This window comes from Luteococcus sp. Sow4_B9 (assembly GCF_052116585.1).
Taxonomy (GTDB): Bacteria; Actinomycetota; Actinomycetes; order Propionibacteriales; family Propionibacteriaceae; genus Luteococcus.
In genome coordinates this window covers 24,912-30,911 of the sequence record NZ_JBQKKT010000029.1, presented here as the reverse complement: position 1 = coordinate 30,911, position 6,000 = coordinate 24,912, and the positions used below count along the sequence as shown (strand labels likewise).

At 64.6% G+C, this 6,000-nt stretch carries 5 protein-coding genes; 3 read left to right on the top strand and 2 right to left on the bottom strand.

Annotation, left to right across the window (positions count from 1 at the left end; all coding sequences use genetic code 11):
* Nucleotides 1-112 precede the first annotated feature (112 nt).
* Nucleotides 113-424, bottom strand: coding sequence for a hypothetical protein (locus ACTQ49_RS13470; protein WP_441828352.1), 312 nt, complete (start codon nucleotides 422-424; stop codon nucleotides 113-115).
* A gap of 350 nt (nucleotides 425-774) precedes the next feature.
* Nucleotides 775-2,550, bottom strand: a complete 1,776-nt coding sequence (gene dnaB / locus ACTQ49_RS13465; RefSeq protein ID WP_441828351.1) for a replicative DNA helicase — start codon at nucleotides 2,548-2,550, stop codon at nucleotides 775-777.
* Nucleotides 2,551-3,025: 475 nt separating this feature from the next.
* Between dnaB and ACTQ49_RS13460 the strand changes: the two genes are divergently transcribed.
* From ACTQ49_RS13460 to ACTQ49_RS13450, 3 genes are all read left to right on the top strand, one after another.
* Nucleotides 3,026-3,322 carry a metal-sensitive transcriptional regulator gene (locus tag ACTQ49_RS13460; RefSeq protein WP_441828350.1) on the top strand — a complete coding sequence of 99 codons (297 nt, stop codon included), beginning with the start codon at nucleotides 3,026-3,028 and terminating at the stop codon, nucleotides 3,320-3,322.
* Between the two features lie 64 nt (nucleotides 3,323-3,386).
* The gene (locus ACTQ49_RS13455) at nucleotides 3,387-3,599 is read left to right on the top strand and encodes a heavy-metal-associated domain-containing protein (protein ID WP_441828349.1); all 213 of its coding nucleotides are present in this window, start codon (nucleotides 3,387-3,389) and stop codon (nucleotides 3,597-3,599) included.
* 68 nt (nucleotides 3,600-3,667) lie between these two features.
* Entirely contained in the window at nucleotides 3,668-5,899 is a 2,232-nt protein-coding gene (locus ACTQ49_RS13450) for a heavy metal translocating P-type ATPase (RefSeq protein WP_441828348.1), read from the top strand.
* The last annotated feature ends 101 nt before the right edge of the window (nucleotides 5,900-6,000 follow it).

The following is a 6,000-nucleotide window of genomic DNA, read 5'->3' as shown; positions in this document are numbered from 1 at the left end:
ACTGTCTGCCGCCAGACCTCGCAGGGTCAGAAGAGTGATGAGTGCTGACCCGCCCGTCGCTACCGGAACCAAGCCTGACACCCGATCGCCAGGCCCGGTAGAACCCATGAGATCAGGATGATGGCGGGCCCAGCAGATCATCGATCGCGCCGCTGTTGGGGGTCTTCCTCTGCGAGGGCACACCAAGGCCTCGGATGACGAGGGCGTAGAAGGCGGGAACGAGAAGAACGAACGAGCCAACCAGGAAGCCTGCGGAGTACAGCTCGTCCTCGACGTTGATTCCGTGCTGGGCGACGAGTAGGGCCCCGACGAACAAGACCACGCCGACCCCGATCCAAGGCAGAGACCGCCTGCGTGGTGGTGGCGCGTCATGGTCGGGCTCGGTCATGCCAACGGCTTGGTGCCAATGTTCCTTCTCGTCCACGTTGGTCATCCTAGACACCGAGTGCTTGCCTCTGCCGTTAGTCACGCCAACGCGCGCCATTCGGCAGATGATCGATGTCACGCGCCTCCCGCCAGCCGGTCCAAGTCCTTCACCCAGCAGGCGCCGGCGATCCTTCAACCCTGTCAGCGCCCGCGCGTAGCTGGACCGGCGAGGGGGCGACAGCGATGGACGGCACTGGCGCCACACCCAGCTCGGAATCCCACCGGATCCACAGCACGGTCGAGTGATGACCGCAAGGGCTACAGCATCTTTCTTAGAAACTTCATATTCAGAATATTGAGGCTCGTGTTCAGTCTTCGCTGCATCTCGACAGACAACAGGAGCGCGAGTCAGTGTTGCATGTCCACGAAACGCGAGTAGTGACCCTGGAAGGCGGTCACGACGGTGTCGGTGCGGCCATTTCGGTGCTTGGCGACGATCAGGTCGGCCTCGCCCGCGCGGCTGGATTCCTTGTCATACACGTCATCGCGGTGCAGCAGGATCACCATGTCCGCGTCCTGCTCGAGGCTGTTGTGGGCCACGATGCCGTTGGCAATGAAGTTGTGCGTGTCCTCGACCGTCGCGTCGAAGACGTCGCGTTCCCCAATCGCCGTGATCGATTCGATGCTGGTCCAGTTGATTGCGGATCCACGGGGTACGGCAAGTTGGTCGCCAGCAGACAGTGACTCAAGCGCAGTCCATCCGTCTGGTCGGAAGAATTTGTGATTCGCTGTGGCTTCAATCTGCTCGCCGGAGGAGAGCTGCATCAGATAGGCCATCTTGTGGCCGGACGTGAACGCGTGCGTCAGGTTGGCGGTCACGATCGCGCCCTTGGAGTTCATGGACCGGATCTCGACATTTCGAGCGCCTGATTCGACCAGTTCCCCCAAGGGGATTGCGCTGCCGTCGGCCTTCAGGATGCTCGTGCTCGCGGTCAGACAGCCTGACTCGCGAAGGTCGGAGAGCATCGGCTTCTTGTCGGTGCGCTGCTCGGGGCCACGATTCAGCTGGGAGAGCGCGATGACGGGGATCTGGAGTTCCTTGGCCAGCAGCTTGATCTGGCGGGAGAACTCGGAGACCTCCAGCTGGCGGCTCTCCACCTTCTTGCCCGAGGTCATCAGCTGCATGTAGTCGATGATCACGAGCTTCAGGTCGTGCCGCTGCTTGAGGCGGCGAGCCTTGGCGCGGATCTCCATCATCGTCAGGTTGGGCGAGTCGTCGATGAAGAAGGGCGCCTCGGAGACCTGGGCGGTCTTGCGCACCACTCGGCTCCAGTCCTCCTCGGTCATCTTGCCGCCGCGGATGTGGTTCAGAGGCACCTGCGCCTCGGCCGAGAGCAGACGCATCACGATCTCGGTCTGGCTCATCTCGAGCGAGAAGAAAGCCGTTGTCAGCTTGTGCTTGATCGCCGCCGCACGGGCAAAGTCCAGAGCCAGCGTTGACTTGCCCACAGCAGGCCGCGCCGCGATGATGATCATCTGGCCGGCATGCAGGCCATTGGTCAGCTCATCCAGCTCCGCGAAGCCCGTCGGCACACCGCTCATCTCGCCGCCACGATTTGCGATCGACTCGATCTCGTCGATGGCCGGCTCGATCAGCACGCTCAGCGGCTTGTAGTCGTCGCTGGTCTTGCCCTCGCTGACCTCATAGATGGTCTGCTGGGCGGCATCGACGATGTCGGTGACGTCGCCCTGGCCCTGGTAGCCCATCTGTGCGATCTTGATGGAGGCCTCGACGAGGCGCCGCAGCACCGCCTTGTCCCGGACGATCTCCGCGTAGTAGCCGGCATTGGCGGCAATGGAGACGCTGGCCAGCAGGTCGGCCAGGTAGACGTGGCCACCCACCTTGGAGATCTCGCCGCGCTTGCTCAACTCGTCGGCGACGGTGACGGGGTCGGCCGGCTCGCCACGCCCGTAGAGGTCGAGGATCGCCTCGTAGATCAGTTCATGCGCGGGACGGTAGAAGTCGCGCCCCTTGAGCACCTCGACGACGTCGGCGATGGCGTCCTTGCTCATCAGCATGGCGCCCAGGACGCTCTGCTCGGCGGCCAGGTCCTGCGGGGGAGTGCGGTCGATGGGGCTGCTGGCGCCATCCGGCGGCGACGACTCGTAGGAAGACTCGCTCATGGTTCCCCTCCTGGATGTGCCTGGCCGAGAGGCCCCGCCGCTCCAACCTAGCTCTGAGTCGGGAAGCCGTCCACCGAGTCATCCACGGACTTTTCCACAGGGGGTGTGGAAGCTCTGTGGATTCTTGTGGACCGCCGCGGGTGTCTCTGTGGAGAACGAGAAATGAACGACTCCAAGAAAGTTCTAACGCTCAACATAGGACCAGTTGACAAGGTGGTATGGCGTTCTGGGTGCCTTGTCGACAAATTTCCGGGGGTTGGGGTGGTGAACGCGCCGTCTGGCTGGGCGTACTTGACGAAGGGTCGAACATGTGGCTCGCGGGAATTGTCCACAGGAGTTTTCCACAGGGCCTTGTGGATGGCGTGGGTCAACCACGGCTGACAGGCGGTATTGGTGGCGACCATCTCGCGGCTCAGAGGTTGAAGGCCGAAGGGTCCACTTGGTTCTCATACCCATGGGGGGTACCATGGGGTGCATGGAGCAGGAACACCATCACGGCTACATCGAGAACAAGGCCAACTATCTCAACCGACTCAAGCGGATCGAGGGGCAGGCCCGCGGCCTGCAGAAGATGGTGGACGAGGAGAAGTACTGCATCGACATCCTCACCCAGATCTCCGCGATGACCAGCGCCCTCGAATCGGTGGCCCTCGGGCTGCTGGACGAGCACCTGAACCACTGCGTGCTGCATGCAGCACAGCAGGGTGGCGAGGAGGCCGACCGCAAGATCCAGGAGGCCAGTCGGGCGATCGCCCGGCTCGTCCGCAGCTGACTCCAGCCAAGCGGGTCCACCGGCCCGCTCGGGACAGATCAACACCCCTTCACAAGGAGACACCATGATCACCAACTACACCGTCACGGGCATGACCTGCGGTCACTGCGTCAACCACGTCACCGAGGAGGTCAGCGCGCTGGAGGGCGTGCAGGCCGTCGACGTGCAGCTCGAGGGCGGCACGATGGCCGTCACCAGCGACGCGGAGATCGACTTCGCCCTGATCCAGGAGGCCGTGACCGAGGCCGGCGACGACTACACCGTCGCCAAGGCCTGACCGCAGTACCGCACCCAACAGGCCCGATGCGAGGGCCTGGACACCACCACAGTCTTGAGAGGTAACACATGAGCACGTCTGCACCGACGAGGGAAGCAGCGCGCGACCAGCGTCAGTCGATCGAGCTCGACCTGCAGGGAATGACCTGCTCGTCCTGCGCCGCCAGGATCGAGAAGAAGCTCAACAAGGTGGACGGTGTCCAGGCCAGCGTCAACTACGCCACGGAGAAGGTGCACCTGCTGGCTCCGCCAGAGGTGCAGGTGCCCGACCTGATCGGCGTGGTGGAGAAGGCCGGCTATGGCGCCTCGGTTCCCGTGCCCGACGCGGTTCCCGTCGACCACGCCCGTGAACTCAAGGGCCACACGATCCGGGCCTTCATCTGGTCCGTCCCCGTCGTGTTGATGGCGATGGTCCCGGCGCTGCAGATTCCGGGATGGCAGTGGTTCAGCTGGATCCTGGCCACCCCGGTGGTCTTCTGGAGCGGCTGGACCTTCCATCGCGCGGCCTTCGTCAACGCCAAGCACGGCACCACCACCATGGACACGCTGGTGAGCCTGGGCACTCTGGCGGCCTATGCATGGAGCGTCTACTCGCTCTTCTTCAGCTATGCGGGCTACATCCCGTACAAGCATGAGTTCGAGCTGCACCTGGGGCACAAGTCTCCCGCCGGCAACATCTACTTCGAGAGTGCCGTCGTCATCATCTGCTTCCTGCTGCTGGGGCGCTGGATCGAGGCCCGCAGCCGTCAGGAGGCTGGCGCGGCCCTGCGCTCCCTGCTGGAGATGGGTGCCAAGGAGGTCTGCGTCCTGCGCGACGGCGTCGAGGTGATGCAGCCCATCGAGCTGCTCAAGGAGGGCGACCTGTTCGTCGTGCGTCCCGGCGAGAAGGTGGCCACCGACGGCGAGGTGGTCGAGGGTGCCAGCTCCGTCGACAACTCGATGATCACCGGCGAGTCCGTGCCGGTGGACGTCGGCGTGGGTGACGCCGTGATCGGTGCGACGGTGAACACCACCGGACGCCTGATGGTGCGGGCCACCGCCGTGGGCGCCGACACGCAGCTCTTCCAGATCCGACGGCTGGTGGAGGAGGCGCAGACCGGCAAGTCGCAGGCCCAGCGTCTGGCGGACCGGATCTCCGGCATCTTCGTGCCGATCGTGCTGGTGATCTCCCTGGCCACCCTGATCGGCTGGCGCATCTACGGAACCGGCATCGCCTTCGCCTTCTCCGCCGCGGTGGCCGTGCTGATCATCGCCTGCCCCTGCGCACTCGGCCTGGCGACGCCCGTCGCCCTGCTGGCCGGTACCGGTCGCGGCGCCCAGCTGGGCATCATGATCCGTGGCGCCCAGGTGCTGGAGAGCGCTCGTCGGGTGGGCACCGTCATCATGGACAAGACGGGCACCATCACCACCGGTGAAATGAATGTGGCCGACGTCACGACGGCCTCCGGCGTCGACGAGGCGACGCTGTTGCGGGTGGCCGGCGCCGTGGAGCATCCGTCGGAGCACCCCATCGCCCAGGCGATCACCCGTCGCGCGAAGACCAGCGTCGAGGTCCAGGGATTTGAGAATCTTCCCGGCCGCGGCGTGCGCGGCACCGTCGAGGGCCAGCAGGCGCTGGCGGGCAATGCCGCGATGCTGCGTGAGCACGGCATCGAGCTGCCCGCCGAGCTCCAGGCTGCACTGGACGACGGGGAGTCGCTGGGACGCACCGTCATCCTGGTGGCCCATGGCGGCCGTGCCCTGGGTGCGATCGCAGTCAGCGACACGATCAAGCCCACGAGCAAGGATGCGATCGCCCAGTTCAAGAAGCTCGGCCTGCGCACCGTGATGCTGACCGGCGACAACGAACGGGCAGCGCGGGCGATGGCCCATGGTCTGGACATCGACGAGGTGCACGCCGGGGTGCTGCCCTCCGACAAGGTCGAGGTGGTGCGCGAGGCGCAAAAGGACGGCCAGGTGGCGATGGTGGGCGACGGTGTGAACGACGCCGCGGCCCTCACCCAGGCGGACCTGGGCATTGCGATGGGCTCCGGTACCGATGCCGCAATCAATGCCAGCGACATCACCCTGATGCGTTCGGACCTGATGCTGGCCGTCGATGCCGTGCGGCTCAGCCGCAAGACGCTGGCCATCATCAAGTCCAACCTGTTCTGGGCCTTCTTCTACAATGTGGTGGCCATCCCCTTTGCGGCGGCGGGCTACATGAACCCGATGTTCGCGGGCATGGCGATGGCCTTCAGCTCCGTCTTCGTCGTGCTGAACAGCCTGCGCCTTCGGGCTTTCCGCTCGATCGCCAGGTGAGCAACGATGGCCGATGATGTGGGCGTCACCTCATGCGCTCACTAGGTTCACCCGCATAATCACCCGCATCTGACGGAAGACAGGGTGAGGCGATGCCACCA

What these genes read in the sequence shown, in the direction of transcription:
- ACTQ49_RS13450 (WP_441828348.1), top strand. Translation starts at nt 3,668, where the DNA reads ATGAGCACGTCTGCACCGACGAGGGAAGCAGCGCGCGACCAGCGTCAG.
- ACTQ49_RS13460 (WP_441828350.1), top strand. Translation starts at nt 3,026, where the DNA reads ATGGAGCAGGAACACCATCACGGCTACATCGAGAACAAGGCCAACTAT.
- dnaB (WP_441828351.1), bottom strand. Translation starts at nt 2,550, where the DNA reads ATGAGCGAGTCTTCCTACGAGTCGTCGCCGCCGGATGGCGCCAGCAGC.
- ACTQ49_RS13455 (WP_441828349.1), top strand. Translation starts at nt 3,387, where the DNA reads ATGATCACCAACTACACCGTCACGGGCATGACCTGCGGTCACTGCGTC.